17 protein-coding genes are annotated in these 19,778 nt (G+C 63.0%); 2 read left to right on the forward strand and 15 right to left on the reverse strand.

What is annotated here, in order from left to right; translation table 11 throughout:
* Window positions 1-85 precede the first annotated feature (85 nt).
* From I5P96_RS09740 to I5P96_RS09790, 11 genes are all read right to left on the reverse strand, one after another.
* Window positions 86-931 (reverse strand): HAD family hydrolase, encoded by an 846-nt coding sequence (locus I5P96_RS09740; protein ID WP_223381873.1) that lies wholly within the window; start codon window positions 929-931, stop codon window positions 86-88.
* Window positions 928-1,740 carry a hypothetical protein gene (locus I5P96_RS09745; protein WP_223381874.1) on the reverse strand — a complete coding sequence of 271 codons (813 nt, stop codon included), beginning with the start codon at window positions 1,738-1,740 and terminating at the stop codon, window positions 928-930. The genes I5P96_RS09740 and I5P96_RS09745 overlap by 4 nt, the downstream gene beginning before the upstream one ends.
* A 60-nt stretch (window positions 1,741-1,800) precedes the next feature.
* Window positions 1,801-2,925, reverse strand: a complete 1,125-nt coding sequence (locus I5P96_RS09750; RefSeq protein WP_223381875.1) for a hypothetical protein — start codon at window positions 2,923-2,925, stop codon at window positions 1,801-1,803.
* Between the two features lie 21 nt (window positions 2,926-2,946).
* Complete coding sequence (gene ftsH, locus I5P96_RS09755; protein WP_223383751.1) at window positions 2,947-5,019, reverse strand: ATP-dependent zinc metalloprotease FtsH; 2,073 nt, start codon at window positions 5,017-5,019, stop codon at window positions 2,947-2,949.
* 91 nt (window positions 5,020-5,110) lie between these two features.
* Complete coding sequence (gene hpt / locus I5P96_RS09760; protein ID WP_097792593.1) at window positions 5,111-5,659, reverse strand: hypoxanthine phosphoribosyltransferase; 549 nt, start codon at window positions 5,657-5,659, stop codon at window positions 5,111-5,113.
* A complete protein-coding gene (gene tilS, locus I5P96_RS09765) occupies window positions 5,656-7,110 on the reverse strand; it encodes a tRNA lysidine(34) synthetase TilS (RefSeq protein WP_223381876.1) in 1,455 nt (484 codons plus the stop codon). Before tilS ends, hpt begins: the two co-directional genes overlap by 4 nt.
* The gene (gene dnaB / locus I5P96_RS09770; protein ID WP_097792595.1) at window positions 7,110-8,510 is read right to left on the reverse strand and encodes a replicative DNA helicase; all 1,401 of its coding nucleotides are present in this window, start codon (window positions 8,508-8,510) and stop codon (window positions 7,110-7,112) included. The genes tilS and dnaB overlap by 1 nt, the downstream gene beginning before the upstream one ends.
* 71 nt (window positions 8,511-8,581) lie before the next feature.
* Window positions 8,582-9,037 carry a 50S ribosomal protein L9 gene (gene rplI / locus I5P96_RS09775; protein ID WP_223381877.1) on the reverse strand — a complete coding sequence of 152 codons (456 nt, stop codon included), beginning with the start codon at window positions 9,035-9,037 and terminating at the stop codon, window positions 8,582-8,584.
* 139 nt (window positions 9,038-9,176) lie between these two features.
* Complete coding sequence (glf, locus tag I5P96_RS09780) at window positions 9,177-10,280, reverse strand: UDP-galactopyranose mutase (RefSeq protein ID WP_223381878.1); 1,104 nt, start codon at window positions 10,278-10,280, stop codon at window positions 9,177-9,179.
* An 18-nt stretch (window positions 10,281-10,298) separates the two neighbouring features.
* On the reverse strand, window positions 10,299-12,281 hold the full coding sequence (locus I5P96_RS09785) for a DHH family phosphoesterase (protein WP_223383752.1): 1,983 nt from the start codon (window positions 12,279-12,281) through the stop codon (window positions 10,299-10,301).
* Between the two features lie 45 nt (window positions 12,282-12,326).
* Window positions 12,327-14,126 (reverse strand): ribonuclease J, encoded by a 1,800-nt coding sequence (locus I5P96_RS09790; protein ID WP_118551777.1) that lies wholly within the window; start codon window positions 14,124-14,126, stop codon window positions 12,327-12,329.
* 399 nt (window positions 14,127-14,525) lie between these two features.
* Between I5P96_RS09790 and rnhA the strand changes: the two genes are divergently transcribed.
* A complete protein-coding gene (gene rnhA, locus I5P96_RS09795) occupies window positions 14,526-14,990 on the forward strand; it encodes a ribonuclease HI (RefSeq protein WP_097792600.1) in 465 nt (154 codons plus the stop codon).
* Window positions 14,987-15,511, forward strand: a complete 525-nt coding sequence (locus I5P96_RS09800; protein WP_207685480.1) for a hypothetical protein — start codon at window positions 14,987-14,989, stop codon at window positions 15,509-15,511. Before rnhA ends, I5P96_RS09800 begins: the two co-directional genes overlap by 4 nt.
* Before the next feature lie 63 nt (window positions 15,512-15,574).
* On the opposite strand, the gene mgsA is transcribed toward I5P96_RS09800, so the two are convergent.
* The 4 genes from mgsA to mreC form a co-directional block, all read right to left on the reverse strand.
* Entirely contained in the window at window positions 15,575-15,982 is a 408-nt protein-coding gene (gene mgsA / locus I5P96_RS09805) for a methylglyoxal synthase (RefSeq protein WP_097792602.1), read from the reverse strand.
* A 155-nt stretch (window positions 15,983-16,137) separates the two neighbouring features.
* Window positions 16,138-18,342: a peptidoglycan D,D-transpeptidase FtsI family protein gene (locus I5P96_RS09810; protein ID WP_223381880.1), complete on the reverse strand. Its 2,205-nt coding sequence runs from the start codon at window positions 18,340-18,342 to the stop codon at window positions 16,138-16,140.
* 25 nt (window positions 18,343-18,367) lie between these two features.
* Window positions 18,368-18,901, reverse strand: coding sequence for a rod shape-determining protein MreD (gene mreD / locus I5P96_RS09815; RefSeq protein WP_223381881.1), 534 nt, complete (start codon window positions 18,899-18,901; stop codon window positions 18,368-18,370).
* A 12-nt stretch (window positions 18,902-18,913) separates the two neighbouring features.
* Window positions 18,914-19,744 (reverse strand): rod shape-determining protein MreC, encoded by an 831-nt coding sequence (mreC, locus tag I5P96_RS09820; RefSeq protein WP_223381883.1) that lies wholly within the window; start codon window positions 19,742-19,744, stop codon window positions 18,914-18,916.
* Window positions 19,745-19,778: the final 34 nt, after the last annotated feature.

A 19,778-nucleotide genomic window follows, 5' to 3' on the forward strand; every position in this document is an offset into this window, starting at 1 on the left:
ACGCTTCGTAGTAATTTTCCGTGTGGCCACACCGAACATTTTCCCACGCCCACATGCTGTCCGGTTCAAATTCATTGGTTTGTCCTCAGATCAGCCCCAGCGCTGCAAATTCCCGCGCAATGCCGTCGTCGGTGACGGCGGGGCAGATGCGATCACAGCGTTTTTTCAGGTTGTCTGAGCCGTTGGCCATGCAGACGCTGATGCCGACAACGTCCGTCATCTGCAAGTCGTTGTCGCTGTCGCCAAAGCCGATGGTATCGGCCAGCGAGCAGCCCAGATGATTGCAAATGGCCCGGATGCCGCTGCCCTTGTTGAATTTGCGGTTGATGAGTTCTCCGTTCACGATGCCGCCGCCCTCGTCGCCAAGGCGGGATTCGCAGAAGACGAACTGGTCTTCATACTGCCGCTTTACCTCCGTCAGGCAGGCTTCGTTGGGCGCAATGAAAACGATCTTGTAGACCGGCTCGCCGTGGTATTCCTCGATGGGGCGGATGGTCATCCCGAACTCCATCATCTTCCGCCAGCGCTCGGCCTCGCTGTTGGTCTGGCCCGGCTTTTTGGGAAAGAGGTTGGCGAACCGCTCGATCATTTTGATGCCGCCATACGTATCGTCCCGCACTTCCAGTGTGCACTCGGCCCCGCATGATTGCAGCGCCGCCCGCAGGCCGCGCACCTGCTCCGGCTCCATGGGGAGGTCCACCAGGACCTTTCCCTCACAGCCCACATAGCCGCCTGCCGAGCAGACGAAGCCGTCGAACCCGTAGTGGAAGAGCGGTGCGGTCATCCGGAGGTTCCGCCCGGTGCATAGAAAGAGCTTGTGCCCGTTGGCGCGGGCGCGGCGGAGAGCCTCCACCGCACTGTCCGGCACGGTCATCTCACCCGGCGGCAGCAGGGTGCCGTCGATATCCAGAAAGATCAGTTTTTGTTTCATTTTCCCATCCCCATCCAGCGGAAGAGCAGGCCCAGCACCAGCATAGCCAGCAGCAGGCCCAGCACCGCGTAATTCGTGCGGGGCGTCCGGCTGCGTCTGCCGCCCCCCTGTTTGCGATTCGTCGTGTTTTTGCGGGCCGTGCCGTTCCGGCCGCCCGAAGTGCGGCCCGCGCTGCCGGAACGCGGTCTGCGGTTGGCCGCAGTGCCCGAACCCGACCCGTTCCGCTGGCTGGCGTTCCGGGCTTTTCCGGTGCTGCGCGTCTCCTGCCCCTCCGGCTGCGATGCCCTGGCGACGGGTTTTCTTGCCCCGCAGCGGTCCAGAAATACCTCCGCCTGCCGGTAATACTGCTCCAGCTCACTGGTGCGCAGGGCTGTGCCCGCATAGCCCTCTTCCAGCGCCTCCACGGCCTCGTTGAAGAGGATGGCCGCCTGGGTCCCGGCGGTGCGGTCCGATGCGTGTGCGGCCTCGTTGCGGGCCGTGCGCACCGCGTTGCAGGCGCGGCGGGCAGCACCGGGGTGTTCGGTATTGCCCAGCAGGTCCAGCGGATGGGCGGCGTCCTTTTCGGGGTCCAGCAGCACCCGCATACACAGGGTGGTGTCCAACTGGCTCCAGCTCGTCCTGCCCGAAAGGTCGGGCATCCGCTCGTAATACTCCGGGCTCTCCTGCTGGCGCTGGGCGATGTGTTCCAGCAGGGCGTTCAGGCTGTGGGCACCGGGCTTTCGCTCCCAGTGCCAGCGCAGCAGCTTGCGGCTGATCTCGTCGCAGGCTGTTTTGATCTCAAATGCCACTTGCAGTGTTTCGTCTGGCATAGTATCCTCCCTTGAGAAAACCAAAAACGGAGGAAGCGTTGGGCCTCCTCCGTTCGTTTTTTACATCATGAACTGATAGTACACAAAGCCCCACAGCGCGATGCCGGCGCAGAGGATGGCCGTGAGCGGCGGCACCCAGCGGATGAGCGTTTCGGCCACGCCGTCGCGGGGCTCGGTCTGCTCTTCCTCTTCGGCATCCTCCGGCTCCGCCGGGCGAACGGTCTCCCGCCCTCTGGCCGGGATGACGCGGGTCCCCTCGTCGTCCGCATGGGCCGGGCTGGTTTTGCCGGGAAATGCCGCACGGGTGGAAGCATCCAGCACACGGGTGCTCTCTGCATCCGGCGCGTTCTCCAGCGGCGGCGCAAAGGAAGCAGGCCTGTCCACTTCCTCAGCCGAAGGCCGCAGGGTCGTGCGCGGCGGCATCACGCGGGTGGCCTCCGCATCCGGTTCTGTCCGGGGCGGCACACTGCCCACGATGCGGGTCGGCTCTTCCGGCGGGACCGGGGCAGCGCCCACAACGCGGGTGCGCTCGTCCGGCTCCGTCTGCACAGGCCGCACCGGCTCGGCGGCGGGCACAGGCTCCTTCTTTTCCGGCTGCAACAGGGTGTTCAATGCGTTTTGCAGCAGGATGCGGTCGCAGCCGCACTCGGTGCAGTAAACGGTGTCTTCTTCCTTCGGGTGGAAGGAACCGCAGGCGCAGTACCAACCGTTCTCGAAGACCTGGGGCATATACTTGAGGCCCTGACGGTTCATCCGGGCTTCCAGCGCCTTTTGCAGCTCCGGACTCAGGCGGCGCGGGGCGGGCAGGCGGACGCGCTTGATGGCGTCCAGATGCACGACCTTTTTGCCGCTGTAAACATTTCGGAGAGACACATCCACGCTGGTGATGGCCTTCTGGGTCACGAACACCGCATCGTCCATGCCGAAGCTCTCGCCGGGCTTGACCTCGATGTCGCGGTACTCGAACTGGTCCTCACAGAGGATGACGCCATCCACGCCCTTGCACTTGAAATGGATCTCCAGTGCGGTCAGGGTCACGCGGGAAATGTTCTTAAAGGTCAGGCAGACCGCATGGTCGCCGCTGGCCTCGCCCTTGAGCAGCTCCACGCAGACGAACTGCACCGGGCTGCCGGGAGTGTAGTAATTCGCTCTTGTCCGTGCGACCGGATCAAAATTTTCCTCCACAACACTCGCTCCCTTCGTGGTTTATTCTTCGCTCGTCGGAGCATCCTGCTCCGGGATGAATGCTTCACCGAGCTGGGCATTCTCGGCCTGCTCGGCAGGTTCTGCCGGTTCGGCCGGCTCAGCAGGCTCCACCGGGGCCGTCTCGACCGGAGCCGATGCCTCCGCCTTGGGTTCGTCCCCGTCACGCGGGGACAGCTTGCCGCCCGCCATCACGGTATTGAACTCCTGCTCGTTGAGCTTTTCACGCTCCATCAGGGCCTGTGCCAGTGCATGCAGCTGGTCGATGTGCTCGGTCAGGGTGCGGCGGCAGGTCTCGTAGGCCTCGTCGATGATATCGCGCATCTCGCTGTCGATCTCGGCGGCAGTCGTCTCGCTGTAGCCTTTGCCCTGGCCGAAGTCGCGGCCCAGGAAGGTCTCCTCCTGCGAGGTGCCGTAGACCACCGGGCCAAGCCGCTCGGAGAAGCCGTACTTGGTGATCATCTGGCGGGCGATGTTGGTGGCCTGCTGCAGGTCGTTGGAGGCACCGGTGGAGATGTCCTCCAAAATCAGCTGCTCAGCCACACGGCCGCCCAGGCTGGACACGATGTCCTCGAACATTTCGCCCTTGGTCACGTAGCTGCGGTCCTTTTCGGGCAGATACATGGTGTAGCCGCCTGCCTGACCGCGCGGGATGATGGTGATCTCATGCACACGGGGGTGGTGCTTGCAGTAGAAACCCGCCACCGCGTGGCCTGCCTCGTGGTAGGCCGTGAGCTTTTTCTCTTCGGGGGTCACGACGCGGCTCTTCTTTTCAGGGCCTGCCATGACCTTCATGGATGCCTCCTCGATATCCTCCATCGTAATGGCCTTGCGGCTCCGGCGGGCTGCCAGCAGCGCGGCCTCGTTGACGAGGTTTTCGAGGTCTGCACCGGCAAAACCGGCGGTGCGCTGGGCAATGACCTTCAGCGACACATCCGGGGCCAGAGGCTTGTTCTTGGTGTGGACCTTCAGGATCTCTTCACGGCCCTTGACGTCCGGCAGGCCGACATAGACCTGACGGTCGAAGCGGCCGGGGCGGAGCAGCGCCTTATCAAGGATGTCGGCACGGTTGGTAGCCGCCATTACGATGACGCCGTCGTTGGCCTCAAAACCGTCCATCTCGACCAGCAGCTGATTCAGGGTCTGCTCGCGTTCATCGTGGCCGCCGCCCAGGCCGGCGCCGCGCTGGCGGCCGACCGCGTCGATCTCGTCGATGAAGATGATGCAGGGCATGGTCTTCTTGGCCTTGTCGAACAGGTCGCGCACGCGGGAAGCGCCGACGCCGACGTACATCTCCACGAAATCCGAGCCGGAGATGGAGTAGAACGGCACACCGGCCTCACCGGCACAGGCGCGGGCCAGCAGGGTCTTGCCGGTACCCGGAGGGCCCACGAGCAGGACGCCGTGGGGGATGCGGGCACCGAGGGAGTTGAACTTGTCCGGGCTCTTGAGGAACTCGACGACTTCCTTCAGCTCTTCCTTCTCCTCGTCCTCACCGGCCACATCAGCGAAGGTCGCGGTCTTCTTGTTCTCATGCTCATCCTTGACCTTGGCTTTGCCGACGTTCATGATGCCGCCGCCACCGGCACCGCCCCGCATCATGGAGAAGAGCAGGAAACCGGTGCAGCCCAGCATCCCCAGATAGAACAGGATCTCCATCCAGGGGATGGTCTCCTTGAGGGTGGTGTAGTCGTAGGTCATCGGTGCGTCGGGGTTCGCCGCATCGTAGGAAGCGATATATTTGTCCACGTTCTCAATGAAAACGTAGGCATAGGGCAGTTTGTAACGGACGGTCACAGTGCCGTCGTCGTTCTTCACCGCGCCGACGGAAGCCGCCGAGGAGGGGGAGAACATCCCGCTGAGCAGGCCGCCGGCAGCCTGCGTGGTGCCGGCCGCGGACGAGGTGTCCGGCAGGGCCAGGTCACCCTCCTTCAGCGTCAGGGTGATGATGCTGGTGTTCCGGTCCAGCGTGAAGTCCGTGACCTGATTGTGCTCAAAGTAATGCACCACGGTGGAGTAGCTCATGGTCGAGCCGCTCGTGCTGCTGCCGCTGGTGCCCAGCACCGACCAGATCATCAGCACAGCCGCCAGAGCCAGCGCCAGGATCAGGGGGTTAAAGCGAGGTCGTTTCGGTTGCAAAAGGGATCAACTCCAGTTCTATTCTTACTTATTTTTCGTAGACAGCGGGCTTGAGCACGCCGACATAGGGCAGATTGCGGTATTTCTCATCGTAGTCCAGGCCATAGCCCACCACGAACTCGTCCGGCACCTGATAGCCCTCGTAGTCGGGCTGGATGTCGGCCTTGCGGCGGCTGGGCTTGTCGAGGATGGTGCAGATCTTCACGGAGTTCGGATTGCGCATCTTGAGCATCGGCACCAGGTTGGACAGGGTGACGCCGGTGTCGAGGATATCCTCCACGATCAGCACATCCTTGCCGGAGAGGTCGCCGTCCAGATCCTTGATGATCTTGACCAGGCCGCTGGAGGTGGTGTTGCTGCCGCCGTAGCTGGACACCACCATGAAGTCGATGCTGCACGGGATGCTCACCGCCCGCATCAGGTCGGCCATGAAGACCACCGAGCCCTTCAGGATGGAGACGAGGACGAGGTTTTTGCCCTCGTAGTCTTTGCTGATCTGGGCGCCCAGTTCCGCGACCTTGGCCTTCAGCTGTTCTTCGCTGACCAGAACTTTCTCGATATCGTCGTGCATACTCATTGTTGTTCCTCCATTTTTTGCGCTTCCATCTGCAAGACGTTTTCACTGTCCGCCGTGGGAGCCAGCCCGTCGGCAAAGCCTGCACCGCAGACCCACACGACCTCGCTCCCCGCCGCAAGCAGCGGCAGACGGTCTCGTTCTTCGGGCGGGATGCCCGCTTCGTTCATCCATTTGCGCAGCTCTTTGCGGATGCCGCGTCCCGCCGGGCGGAACGTATCCCCCGGCTGGCGGCAGCGCAGCGTGAGCGCAGAATATAACATTATTATTCTAGCATAATCTGCCTGATTTTTTAAGTCTTTTTTATGAACACCCTGTGTTTTTTCTTGAAAACCGCCCGGAATCTGCCGGGCGGCGAGCATCCAGCCCCCCGGAAGGGCGATCTCCAGCGGTCCTGCCGGGTCAAACGGCAGCGGGAGCACCGCAGCCGCCGGGTCCTCCGGAGCTGCCGCGGTGGGCATTTCCTCCATCCAGAGCACTCCGCCGCCCGCACAGAAGCGGACGCTTCCGGTCAGCTGGACGGCCCCGCTCCCCTGCTCCACCAGCGCGCAGAGCAGGCGGATGTATTTTTCCTCCGCGTCCCGCACCGGGGCCACCAGACTGTGCAGGGCAGCTTCCAGGATCAGCGGGTCGGCCTCCTGCAGCCCTTCCAGCCCCCAGACGGGCCGGCCGCTCTGCAGCGCATACCGTGCCCCCGCCGGGAGGGCGGGCGGCAGCAGGACTTCCGCGTCTTCCAGCAGCTCTTCCGCCCGCTGTGCAAAGTAGGCATCCGCGCGGGCGGCCTTTTCGCAGAAGCGGGCGAAATTTTCCTCCGCCGCCTCGTTCACCGAGCGCAGGGCCGGCAGCGCCGCGTGGCGCAGCCGGTTGCGGGCGTAGGCATCGGAGGCGTTCGTCTCGTCCGTCACCCAGCGTTGGCCGCATGCCGTGCAGACCTGCTCGGTCTCCGCGCGGGTCAGGCAGAGCAGCGGGCGGCAGAAACCAGGGCGGCTGGGCCGGATGCCCGCTGCGCCGTGGAGACCGGCCCCCCGCGCCAGCCGGAACAGCAGCGTCTCGGTCTGGTCAGTAGCAGTATGGGCGGTGGCGACCGCATCTATCCCACCGGCCCGCAGAGCATCGAAGCAGGCATAGCGGAGCTTCCGCGCCCAGTCCTCCCCCGGATGCGCCGGAACGGCAGCACCCACGTCAGCCGGATGGAACACGCGCAGCGGCACATTCAGCCGGGCGCATTCGGCGCGGACAAAGGCTTCGTCCCGGTCGGCGGGCTCTCCCCGCAGGCCGTGGTTCACATGGCAGGCCGTCAGCTCGTAGCCGAACACCGGCTGGATCCGCAGCAGCAGCCGAAGCAGCGCCATGCTGTCAGCCCCGCCCGAAACGGCGGCGCACAGCCGCTGCCCCGGCGCGAACAGCTTGTTTTCCTGCGCGAAGGCGCGCACTTTTTCCACGATCTCGTTCATCAGCGTTTGAAATCCACATCCATAAAGCGGGTATGTGCGCCATCCCAGCCCAGCGGCACCGTGCTGGTCTCGCCGTGGCGGTTCTTGGCCACGATGCACTCGGCGGTGTCGGCGTCCACCTCGCCGCCGTCGGGATTCTGGCTGGCGTAATAGGAATCGCGGTAGAGGAACAGGACGCAGTCGGCATCCTGCTCGATGGAACCGGAGTCACGCAGGTCAGACAGCTGCGGCCGGTGGCTGGAATTGTTGCCCTGCTTTTCCACCGCACGGGACAGCTGCGACAGCGCGATGATGGGCACGTTCATCTCTTTGGCCATGATCTTGAGGTTCCGGGTGATGGAGCTGATCTCCTGCACACGGTTCTCGGTGCGCTGGCCGGTGGTCATCAGCTGCAGATAGTCGATGACGATGAGCCCGACGTTCGGGCGGGTGGGGTCCTGATTGACCCGGCGGATCTTCGCCTTCATCTCGGTGATGGTGATGCCGGACGTGTCGTCCATATAGATGGGCGCATCGTGGAGCTTCTCGGTCGCCATGGCCAGATACTCCCAGTCCTCGGCGCGGAGGGCACCGGTGCGGAACGCCTGGCTGTCGATGCCCGCTTCCGCCGAGAGGATGCGGTTGGTCAGCTGCTCCTTGGTCATTTCGAGGCTGAAGATGGCCACCGGTACCTTCTGCTGCATGGCCACGCGGGTGGCGATGTTCAGTGCAAAGCTGGTCTTGCCCATGCCGGGGCGGGCAGCCAGGATGACGAGGTCGCCGCGGCCCAGGCCGGTCAGGACGGTATCCAGCAGGCGGAACCCGGTGGGGATGCCCTTGTATTTGTCGGCATCGGGGCCGCTGATCTTCTGCAGGTTGGTCAGTGTTTCCACCATGCTGGAAGAAAGCGGCGTCAGTGCGCTGGAATCCCGCCCGGAGCGGATTTCGTAGATGCGCTGTTCGGCGTTTTCCAGCAGCAGGTCCGCGTCCGGTTCATCGCCCGCATCCTGCAAGATATCCTTCGCCACCCCCATCAGCTGGCGGACCAGATATTTTTCCTGCACGATCTGGGCATAGGCCTTGACGTTTGAGATGCTGGGCACCGTCTCGGCCAGACCGGTCAGGTAGACTTTTGCCTCGTCCGCGCTGGGGAAGACGCCGTCCGAGATGACTGCGTCCAGCAGGGTGACGAAGTCGATGGTCTGGTCGCTCGTGAAGAGCCGCAGCATCTCGGAATAGATCTGTGCATTCTGGCGGGTGTAGAACATCTCCGGCCGGATGATTTCGACCAGGTCGGTCAGGGTATCCGGCTTGAGCAGCACCGCGCCCAGCACACTCTGTTCGGCCTGCATGTTGTAGGGCAGGTTGATGCCCACGCTCTCCAGATTCAGTTCATTGGTATAATGTCGTTCGTTCGGCATGGTATCGTTTTCCTCTCAGAAACCCAAAAAGCGCCCCCTGCACTGAGGGGGCGCTGACAGGCATTTTGGAATCAGGCCTGCTCCACTTCCACCATGATCTTGAAGGAAGCCACGACACCGACATGCAGACGCACCTTGGCGTTGAACACGCCTGCGTCCTTGATGTCCTTGGTCTCCAGCTCGATCTTCTTCTTGTCGATGGGAGCACCGGCCAGCTGGGTCAGAGCCTCGGCAACTTCCTTGCCGGTGACCTTGCCGTGCAGGCGGCCGGATGCGCCGCCCTTGGCCTTGATGGTCACGGTCTTGCCGTTGATCTTCGCCGCCAGAGCCTGGGCAGCAGCCACCGTCTCGGCCTCGTGGAAATCCGCAGCAGCCTCCTTGCCGCGTGCGATATTCACCGCGCTGGCGTCGGCCACAGCGGCCAGTTTGCGCGGGAACAGAAAGTTGCGGGCGTAGCCGTCGGAGACCTCATGGATCTCGTCCTTCTTGCCAATGCCTTTGACGTCCTGCTTCAGAATCACTTTCATGATAGTATCCCTCACTTCTCACCGGAAAAACCGGTGCCGTTCTTGTAAGTTCTAGTATACAGCAATTGACCGCTTCCGTCAACTTGATATCCGACCGCATCGCCGGGTGCTTTTCCCTCATACAGCCGGGAACCTGCTGTTATGCCAGTTCGTTTTTCGCCACCGACAGTGCCACCTCGATGACCTTGTCCATATCGTAGTACTTGTACTCGCCCAGACGGCCGCCGAAGATGACCCCCGGCTCGGCATCGGCCAATTTCTTGTATGCAGCGTAGAGCGCACCGTTCTTCTCGTCGTTGACGGGGTAGTACGGCTCATCGCCTTTCTTCCACTCGGCGCTGTACTCGCGGCTGATGACCGTTTTGGGCTGGGTGCCGAACTCAAAGTGCTTATGCTCGATGATGCGGGTGTAGGGGGTCTCGGCGTCGGTGTAGTTCACGACGGCGTTGCCCTGATAGTTGTCGGTGTCCAGCACCTCGGTCTCGAACCGGACGCTGCGATACTGCAATGCGCCCAGCTGGTAGCCGAAGTAGGCATCGACGGGGCCGGTGTAGACGACCTTCTCCGCCAGCTTGTCCAGAGACGCCTTCTCGGCCAGATAGTCCACGTTCAGGCGGACTTCCACGCCGTCCAGCATCTTTTCCACCAGAGCGGTATAGCCGCCGTTGGGGATGCCCTGATACAGCGCGTTGAAATAGTTGTTGTCGTAGGTAAAGCGGACGGGCAGGCGCTTGATGATGAACGCAGGCAGCTCGGTACAGGGGCGGCCCCACTGCTTGCCGGTGTAGCCCTTGACCAGCTTCTCGTAGATGTCGGTGCCCACCAGACTGATGGCCTGCTCTTCCAGATTCTTCGGCTCGGTGATGCCTGCTTCGGCCTTCTGCTGCTCGATCTTGGCCCTGGCCTCAGCCGGCGTGACCACGCCCCACATCTTGTTGAAGGTGTTCATGTTGAAGGGCATGTTGTAGATCTCGCCGTGGTAGTTGGCCACCGGGCTGTTGGTGTAGCGGTTGAACTCCGCAAACTGGTTCACATACTGCCACACGGCCTTGTTGTTGGTGTGGAAGATATGGGCGCCGTAGCGGTGCACGTTGATGCCCTCCACCGGCTCGGTGTAGATGTTGCCTGCGATATGGCCGCGCTTGTCGATGACGAGGCAGCGCTTGCCGGCCTTCTTCGCCTCGTGGGCAAACACCGCGCCGTACAGACCGGCACCCACGATGAGATAATCATACTGCTTCATGGGAAGATTCCCCTTTCCTCATTTTTTCGTATCCGGGGCGCTCTTTTTCTGCGACTCCCGGTACTGGTCGATGGCGGTCTGGATGCGCGCCCGCGCCGCCTCCGGGGTGATGTGCTTGAGCTGGGCCGCCGCCATGGTCTGGTGGCCGCCGCCGCCCAGCGACTCCATGATGACCTGCACATTCACAGCCCCCAGACTGCGGGCCGAGACGTTCACGCCCGTGCCCACCTGAACGGCCACGAAGCTGGCATCGACGCCCTGAATGGTCAGCAGGTCGTTCGCAGCCTGCGCCACGGCCACGCGGGCCTCCGGGGCGACCTCGCCGCCCACCGAGATGGCACAGCCTTTGTACATCTGGGCGGCTTCCACCAGCGCGGCCTTGGCGTTGTATTCCACCATCGTCACATCGAACAGCTGGCGGACCCGCTCGGTCTCCGCGCCATAGCGGCGGAGGGCCGCAGCGGCCTCAAAGGTGCGCACACCGGTGTGCAGGGTAAAGTCGCGGGTGTCCAGCATGATGCCGGAGAGCAGGCCCTCGGCCTCGACCCGGTTGGGCTTGTCGTCGCGGGTGCCGACGTACTGCAGCAGCTCCGTGACCAGCTCACTGGCCGAGGACGAATACGGCTCGTGGCAGACCAGAGCCGGGTTCTCGATGAAGCCGACGCCCTTGCGGTGGTGGTCGATGATGGCCACCTTGCCGCATTTTTCCAAAATCTCCTTGCTCTCCACGAGGCCAGTCTGGTATGTATCCACCACGATGCAGAGCGTTTTTTTCGAGACGATGGGCAGCGCCCCCTTGGGGTCGATGAAATCATCCTCCTGCCCGGCCCGGACCAAGGCGTCGATGAGGGAGCCTGCCAGCGTGGCGTCTCGGCGGACGGCGATGACGGCGGGCACATCGCAGATCTTGCAGATGCGCAGCACACCCTCTGCCGCACCGATGGCGTCGAGGTCGCTCATCCGGTGGCCCATGATGACCACATGGTCGGCCTCCTTGATGAGCTTGACCAGCTGGTCGGCCACGATGCGGCTGCGGACCTTGCTCCGCTTTTCCACGCCGTGGCTGACGCCGCCGTAGAAGGTGAAGCCGTCCGGCGTCATCTCGGCGGCCTGGTCGCCGCCGCGGCCCTGCGCCATATCCAGCGCCTGCACCGCCATATCCTGCGCCTCCCGCAGGGTCTTGGCCCCGCGGCCGATGCCGATGGAGATGGACAGGTTCACGCTGGGGTCGAGGGCGCGGATCTTATCCAGCACATCATAGCCGCGCTTTGCGTACTGCTCCAGATGGCGCTCTTCCACCACGGCGATATACCGGCCGCTGGCCACCCGGCGCAGAAAGCCGGTGCCCCGCCCGATCAGATCCTCCAGCACACGGTTGATGCCCTCCAGCAGGCGGGCGCGCTCGCTGTCCAGCATATCGCTGAAGACATCGTCGTAGCCATCCACCAGAAAGACCATGTAGCCGGGGCGGCTGGCCTTGTACTCGGCCTCCACCCGGCGCAGCGCGGTCTCTTCGTTGAAGATCAGGAGCGTGACGCTCTCGCTCTGGCCCGGCACCGTGGAGCTGTGGATGCTCCACACGCCGTCGGCCAGGTTGAGCTGCTGGCCGTCCGCCGTGCGGCAGAGCTGCAGGTCCAGGCCGGGCAGCAGCTTCTGCGCCCGGCTGGCCAGACGGTCTTCGCCGCCCAGCAGCCGCTGGCGGAACGCCGTGTTGTACCACAGCACCGTCTCGCCGGAGAGCACCGCCGCCGGCTGAGACAGGGATTCCAGACTGTACTGGGTCTTGGAGTTTTCAAAGCTCCCGCCCGTTACCCAGCGCGCAAGCCAGCTGCGCAGCCGGTAACGGAAAAGCCCCATCCCGATGCCCCACAGCACCACCAGCACCACCAGCACCGGCCAGCCCGCCGGGCGCTGGACGAGCAGCACCAGAAACAGCAGGCCGCACAGAACGGCCAGCGCGCCGGTCAGTATCTCAAGCGTCCATCTCGGTTTTCGTTTCATCAAATCTTCTGCCTCCTGATCTGCCGCCGCGTCGGGCGGCCTCTATCAGACCTCCATCAGGATGGGGAGGATCATCGGGCTGCGCTTGGTGCGGCGGTAGATATAGCTGCTCAGCGCCTCGCGCACACGAGTCTTAACGCTGTTCCAGTCGCGGACGTGTTCGTCCACGCAGCGGTCCAGCGCGTTTTCTACGATGCTCTGGGCACCGTCCATCAGGCTCTCGTTCTCACGCACGTAGACGAAGCCGCGGCTCACGAGATCGGGGCCGGCCAGCACCTTGCCGGTCTTGCTGTCCACGGTGGCCACGATGATGACGAGGCCGTCCTCCGACAGGTGCTTGCGGTCCCGCAGGACCACATTTCCCACGTCGCCCACGCCGAGGCCGTCCACCATGACGGCACCGGCCGTGACCGGTTCGCCCAGCTTGATCTCATCCCTGGTCAGGATAACGTTGGAGCCGTTTTCTGCGATGAGGATGTTGCTGGTGGGGATGCCGAGGCTTGCGGCGGTGAGGGCATGCTTTTTCAGCTGCTTATACTCGCCGTGCACCGGCAGGAAATACTTGGGCCGGGTCAGGGTGAGCATCAGCTTCTGCTCCTCCTGGCAGGCGTGGCCGGAGACGTGGACATCATACATGCTCTCGTAGATGACCTCTGCGCCCAGCAGCAGCAGACCGTTGACGATCTTGGTCACGCTCTTCTCGTTGCCGGGGATGGGGTTGGCGGAGATGATGATAAAGTCGCCGGGGCCGACGCGGACCTGACGGTGGCTGCATGAAGCCATGCGGGAAAGGGCGCTCAGCGGCTCTCCCTGGCTGCCGGTGGTGATGAGGACCACCTGTTCCGGCGGGTACTGGTTCAGCTCTTCCACGCTGATGAGGGTGCCCTCCGGGATGTGCATATACCCCAGCTCCTGCGCCATGGCCGTGTTGTTGACCATGCTGCGGCCGCTGAATGCCACCTTGCGGCCATCTTCCACGGCCAGGTCGATGATCTGCTGGACGCGGTAGATGTTGGATGCGAAGGTCGCAATGATGATGCGCTTGTTCCGGGCGCGGGCAAACAGGCTGCGCACACCAGCGGCGACCTTCTGTTCGGTGGCCGTAAAGCCCGGACGCTCGGCATTGGTGGAGTCGCTCAGCAGGGCCAGAACGCCCTTCTGGCCGTACTCGGACAGGGTGGTCAGGTCGGTGACGCCGCAGGCCAGCGGGGTGTAGTCGATCTTGAAGTCACCGGTCTGGATGATGGTGCCTGCCGGGCTGTCGATGGCAAAGGCCACCGCATCCGGGATGGAGTGGTTCACATGGATGGGTTCCACCGTAAAGCAGCCCAACTTGAGCTTCTGTTTGGGGGTGATCTCCACGAACTTGGTCTTGCCTGCCAGGCCGAACTCTTCCAGCTTGTTCCGGATGAGGCCGCAGGTCAGGCGGGTGCCGTAGATGGGCAGATCGAACTTTTGCAGCAGATAGGGGATGCTGCCGATGTGGTCTTCGTGGCCGTGGGTGATGAGCAGGCCCTTGATCTTCTCCTTATTCTGCACCACGAAGGTGAAATCCGGGATGACCAGATCCACGCCGTACATGTCGCTGTCCGGGAAGACGAGGCCGCAGTCCACGATGATCATATCGCCGCAGCACTCATAGACCGTCATATTCTTGCCCACTTCGCCCAGGCCGCCCAGCGGGTAGATGTGGATGGGCACAGCGGCCTCCTTGGGCTGCTGCGGGCGGCGGGGCCGCCGCTGATAATAGGGGCGGCGGGTGCGGGGCCGCTTTTCGCCGGTGGATTCCGTGTTTCTGTTCTGAGCCTGTGCCATGGTCTGGCTCTGTTCCTTTGCCTGTGCCATTCGTACCTCCAAAAATCAATCACAAAACGCAGGCTCGCCCGTTCTGCGGGCGGCCTGTCCTCACAAAGAAGCGGGCAAGCTCTGCCGCTTCCATCAAACCATCGTATAGAATTTATCGTTTCAGCGCTGTTTCACGAGCGCAGAGTCGGGTCTGCGCAGCACATTGCAACCTGTCAGTCCATCTGTTCGATGCGACCGCGGCGCAGCCGTGCAGCCCCTGAGCGCACCCCTCCGGTGCACCCCTATACGCATTTTGTTACAAACAGTATAGTATTTCTCACCCTTTTTGTCAATTCCAAGGTTGGGCTGTGCGGCAGCAAATTATGCGTCCCCCTCTTGACAGAAACGGAAAAATGGCTCTAAATAGAAGCATCTACAACAACACACCGGGAGAACCACATGAAACAAGTTGAAGTTTACACCGACGGCGCATGCAGCGGCAACCCCGGCCCCGGCGGCTGGGGGGCGGTGCTGCGCTACCGTTTCAACGGCAAGGTCTACGAGAAGGAGCTCAGCGGCGGCGACGCTTCCACCACCAACAACCGGATGGAGCTGACGGCCTTCATCGAGGCGCTGCGCCAGTTGAAAGAGCCCTGCGAGGTGCGCCTGTGCTCCGACAGCCAGTACGTCATCAACGGGCTGGAAAAAGGCTGGGCCAAAGGCTGGAAGCGCCGGGGCTGGAAAAAATCCGACGGCTCCCCTGCCCTGAACCCGGACCTGTGGGAACAGGCGCTGGAGCAGGAGGCCCGCCACAAGATCACCTATGTCTGGGTCAAGGGCCACGCAGGCCACCCGGAGAATGAGCGCTGCGACCAGCTGGCCGTGGCACAAAGTCAGGCACACGGAGGGAGACAGGGACGATGAGCGATACGTTTTTGCCCGGCAGCGGGTTCGACACCTACGAAGAACAGGATAAGGTCCTGGTGGGCCTGTGCGGCGGCAGAGGCTGCCGGGCCGCCGTCCGCATCCTGCAGCAGCAGGGCTTTGCCGTGGCGGGCGCAGTGGTCCGCCTGACCGACGCCGACGACACCGTGCAGGCCGCAAAGGACGCGGCCAAGGCCCTCGGCATCGAGTGCGTCACCCTGAACGCTTCTGAGCTGGCAAGCCAGCTGGCCGAAGAAGCACTGCCCGGCGACCTGCGCTTCCCTGCCCTGCTGGCCGCTGCCGACCGGCTGGGCATCCAGTACATCGCCACCGGCCACCATGCGCGGGTGGAGACGGATGCAGACGGCGTGAGCCACCTGCTGCCCGCCGCCGATGCAGCCAGCGACGAGAGCGCTGCTCTGGCCGCTCTGCCGCAGGAGACGCTGGCCCGGCTCATCCTGCCGCTGGGCGATTTCTCGCCCGATGAGCTTTCCGACCTGGCCGAAGAGCTCCAGTTCTGATCCTGCCCGGAAATGCACAAGAGGCCCTGGACCGTTCGGTCCAGAGCCTCTTTCTTTTTGATTTCAGCTGTTCTGGGGGTGGACGATGTCGCGCCAGTCGAGGTCGCCGCGCTCCAGACCATGGATGAGCACCTCTGCGGTGGCGATGTTGGTGGCCAGCGGGATGTTGTGCACATCACACAGGCGCAGCAGCGTCATCTCATTGGGCTCACTGGGCTTTGCATTGATGGGGTCGCGGAAGAACAGGAGCAGATCGACCTCATTGCAGGCGATGCGGGACGCGATCTGCTGGTCGCCGCCCTGAATGCCCGCCAGGAATCGCTGGACCTGCAGGCCCGTTGCCTCGGCGATCATCTTGCCGGTCGTACCGGTGGCCACCAATTTATGCTGGCTCAGGATCCGGCAGTATGCCGTACAGAACTGAACCATCAGCTCCTTTTTGGAGTCATGCGCGATCAGTGCAATCGTCATCGGTCAACCTCTCCTTTACGTTCCCCATGTGCTGGGCCATTTCCTTGCACATATCATAGTATCATAGTTTCTCTCTTTTTACAACAGGTTTTTGGACAAAAGCGCCGATTTTTTCGGGAGTTTCTCCAATTTCCACCGAAATCCGCGCATCATCGTCACGCACCTGCCGTGGCTGCAGCATCCGCCGGAGCCGCAGCTGCGTCGTTCTGCCCGGCATCCTCTGCCTCCCCGGCGGCAAGGTCAGCTGTGCCGTCCGCATCGGCGGCCGTTTCGGGCTGCGCCTGCGACTCTGCTGCCGCCTCGTCCACGGTCAGGGTGCCGTCCTTCATCGCATAGTAGGCGTTGAAGATATCCGCCACCAGTGTGCCGGTGCGGGCACCGGCACCGCCGTATTCCACCACGATGCCGATGGCGATCTCCGGGTCTTCCGCCGGGCCATAGGCGATCATGGCGGCGTTGGTGTAGTGCTTATAGGTGCTGCCTGCATAGTAGCCCTCGCTGCGCTGGGGACTGCCGGTCTTGCAGGCGATGGTGTGGGGGTAGCTGGCCAGCGCCGGGATGGTCTGGGCCACCCCCAGCATCCCTTCCCTGACCAGGTCAAAGGTCTCGCCCTTGTCTTCGACGACATCCATAACCTCCGGCTGGGTCTCTTCCAGCGTCTTTCCGGTGTTGGAGTCGAGGATGGCCTTGACGAAGTGGGTGCGGTAGCGGGTGCCGCGGTTGGCCAGCGTGGCGGCATAGGTCGCCAGCTGGATGGGCGTGACCGCCGTGTTGCCCTGGCCGATGGCGGCCTGCACGTCCAGCGACTCGGTGTAGTTGGAGTCGTTCTTGGTGGTCAGGCGGCCCAGCGCCTCGCTGACCTCCACGCCGGTGCGCTGGCCCAAGCCCAGCTTGTAGGCATAGGCGTCGTAGACATCGCTGGTCAGGCGCCGGCCCACATCGTAGAAGAAGATGTTGCAGCTCCACTTGATGGCAGTCACGACGTCGATGTTGCCGCTGTGGCCATGGCGGGTGCATTTGGGGTGATAGTCCTTATAATAGGTATAGACGCCGTTGCACAGCACCGTGGAATATCGGTCGATCAGCCCCGTATCCAGCGCCGCCACTGCCACGCTGGGCTTGTAGGTGGAGCCGGGGGTATACAGGCCCTGCAACGCGCGGTTGAACAGGGGCATGTTCTCATCCTCGCTGTATGCGCTGTAATTGGCGGCGTAAAGGTTCTGGTCAAAGCTGGGGTAATTGGACGCTGCCAGCACACCGCCGGTCTTGACGTCGATGACGACGACCGCACCGGCGTTAGCCTGCTTGCTGTCCGCATAGCTGTTCCGGATCCACTCCACGTTCTTTGCCAGCGCCTGATCGACGGCCTTCTGGAACTCGCTGTCGATGGTCAGCTGGACGGTGTGGCCCGGTTCCGGCACGGTGGTCAGGGCCGTGTTCACGATGACGCCGTCCGAGTTGCGGGTGATGGTCTCCACGCCATCCTTGCCGCGCAGCTCGTCCTCATAGGCAGATTCCAGACCGGAAATGCCGATGACGTCGTTCATGTTGTAGCCTTTTTCCTTGAGCGGATAGGTCACCTGCCCGTTCTCGTCGGTCACCTTCCACTTTTCGGCCGTGATCTTGCCCACCCGGCCCAGCACATGGGGCAGAACGGTGCCCTGCTCGTAGCTGCGGGCGCTCGTCTCCACGATCTCCACGCCCGGCAGGGTGAGGCTGTTCTCCTTGATGGTGGCCACGGTGGCCTCGCTGACGTTTTCCGCCAGAATGAAGTTGTTGACGTTGGAAAACGCCTGCAGCTGCATCTCGTAGTGGATGCCGCCCAGGATGCGCTGCCAGTAGAAAGAGAAATCGGCAAGGTCATAGTCCTCCACCAGCTTTTCCATCACATCGTCGGCGGTGGCGTACTGCTGCAGGCCCAGGTTTTCCTTCATGGCGGCAAGGGAGCGCTGCTCGGCGGCGTTGTCGCTCTCCGCCGTGTACGCATAGTGCCCGGCGGCATCCGCCTGCCCGATGAGCAGGCTGTCGTTCCAGCTCTCGCCGTTCTCGCCCAGCAGGCCGACCAGCTTCTGGAGCAGGGCGTCCAGATCTTCGTCGCCCATCAGCAGCTTGTTCAGCACCACGTTGTAGCCCGTCACGCTGGAAGCGATGCGCTCGCCCTTGCTGTCCACGATGTTGCCGCGGGCGGCCGTGACGGTAAATTTATAATCGGTCGTGTTGGTGGCCTGCGCCTTGAAGCTGTCGCCGTTGACCAGCTGCAGAAAGATCAGCCGGAAGCCGTACAGCCCGATGATCACACCTGCGGCGGCGATGAGGAGCATCATCCGCCGCGCGGCCGTTTTGCGTTCGTCTTGGTTCATCCGTTCTCCTTTTGGCGCAGCCGGTTCAGACTACGTCGTTGTCGATCTTGAATTCCGCATGGATGCGGCGCACTGCCCCGAACAGCACCAGACAGACCGGGATGGTCAGCGCCGCCGTGGGCAGCACGAACCACAGATACCGCTCCACTGCCCCGCTGTAGCCGGGCATGTAGTAGAAGAACAGCCAGTCCAGCGAGAGCACCAGCAGCACCGCCGCCGTTTCCAGCAGGACAACATTCGCCGCCGAGGTTTTGAAGTAGAGCTGCATGACCGCCGAGAGCAGAAAACAGAGCAGCAGCAGCTCAAAGGCCAGCAGCCCGGCGGTGCGGCCTGCGGTGTAGTCCCACATCAGGCCGCAGATGGCACCGAAGATGCCCCCCGCGAACTCGCCTTCCTCCACCGCGACGGCCAGCGCCAGCGGCAGCAGCCAGAGGGGCTTTGCCTCCCCCAGCTGGAACAGCCCCGGCAGGGTCTGCAAGACCGTGCACAGCAGCATCAGCAGCGCATAGCAGACCCATTTGGCGATCTGGCTGCGCTTGCGCTTGCGGCGTGATTCCATGGCAGGGCCTCCTCAGAAATTGGTGATGATGAATGCGTGGCGCACCGTGCGCGGGTCGGCGCCCGGCTCGATGACCGCGATGGACGATTTGCCGCTGACCTCCGGCACCACTTCCCGGACCACGCCCACCAGCACATCCGCCGGGAAAACGCCGCCCAGCCCCGTGGTGATGACCTGGTCGCTCTTCTGCGTCAGGGTGTTGCGGTTCAGGTTGGTCAGCACACACAGGCCGTCGGCCGCATAGTCCGAGCTGCCGGTGATGATGCCGTTGTCCCGCGTGCGGGAAACGACGCCCGCCGCGTTGAAGTTGGGGTGCAGGATGGTCATGACCTTGCAGCTGGTGGCTTCCACTTCCACCACCATGCCCAGCAGATAGCCCTCGTCGCTGACGACGGTGTCGTTCAGCTCCACGCCGTCCACTGAGCCCTGATCCAGCGTGAAGCCGTAAAAGGCATCCAGCGGGTCGCGGCCGATGACAAAAGCCGAGGCGCAGCTCATCTCCGGGCGGGTGTTCTGGATGTTGGCCAGCGCCTTGTAGGCTTCGTTCTCCGCCTTGAGCCGGTCGTAGTCCACCATCTGTTTGCGCAGCTCGGCGTTTTCGGCAGTGAGCTGCTCGTTCTCGTCCAGAATGGCCCCGATGTTGGTGTAGTTCTCCCACAGGGAGGCCACGCGGTCGCCCACCATGGCCGCCGCCTTCTGGAACGGGGCCACGGCCACGCTCAGCAGCTCCTGCGGGGCGGCGGTCAGGCGGTCGTTGGCACCGGCATAGGCCATGATGCCCACCAGGAACACCGCGATGCCGATGAGGATCTTAAATTTCCAGGTATCGAAAAAATCTTTCAAGGGAACTTCCTCCGGTTGCAAAAAAGCGCGGACA

Source organism: Faecalibacterium prausnitzii (assembly GCF_019967995.1).
GTDB classification, from domain to species: Bacteria; Bacillota; Clostridia; order Oscillospirales; family Ruminococcaceae; genus Faecalibacterium; species Faecalibacterium prausnitzii_E.